This is a genomic window from Kitasatospora sp. SC0581, from assembly GCF_048159585.1.
In the GTDB taxonomy this organism is placed as follows: domain Bacteria; phylum Actinomycetota; class Actinomycetes; order Streptomycetales; family Streptomycetaceae; genus Kitasatospora.
The window spans coordinates 1-328 of record NZ_JBLRWA010000295.1; the positions used below are offsets into that span (position 1 = coordinate 1).

1 protein-coding gene is annotated in these 328 nt (G+C 36.3%); it reads right to left on the minus strand.

Annotation, left to right across the window (positions count from 1 at the left end; all coding sequences use genetic code 11):
• The coding region (locus ACLWS4_RS38155; RefSeq protein WP_416876592.1) for a PRD domain-containing protein at nucleotides 1-328 on the minus strand (328 nt) is incomplete at both ends.

Here is a 328-nt window from a genome sequence, read left to right on the forward strand (position 1 = left end):
TACCAGCTTTATCATGTCTTCAGAGATGGAAATATCCATCATGATCTTACTGCTTATCGGAGTCCTTCTGCCGGCAATCGGGATGGTGATAAATAAAACTTCAAATGTTGGAATCTTAATAGATAAACCATCCTCAAGAATAGAAGCAATTTCTAATGCCAGCTGATATTCTTTTGTTTCCAAAAGTTTCATGTACTTTTCTTTCATCGCCGTCAATGATCGGCCCTTTGTAAGCCGGTCTAGCATCACAATAATAAATTGCAATAACTTTTTTCTTGTACTTAATTCAAGTGCCTGCTTTTTGACTATTCCATTAATTCTTCTCTCC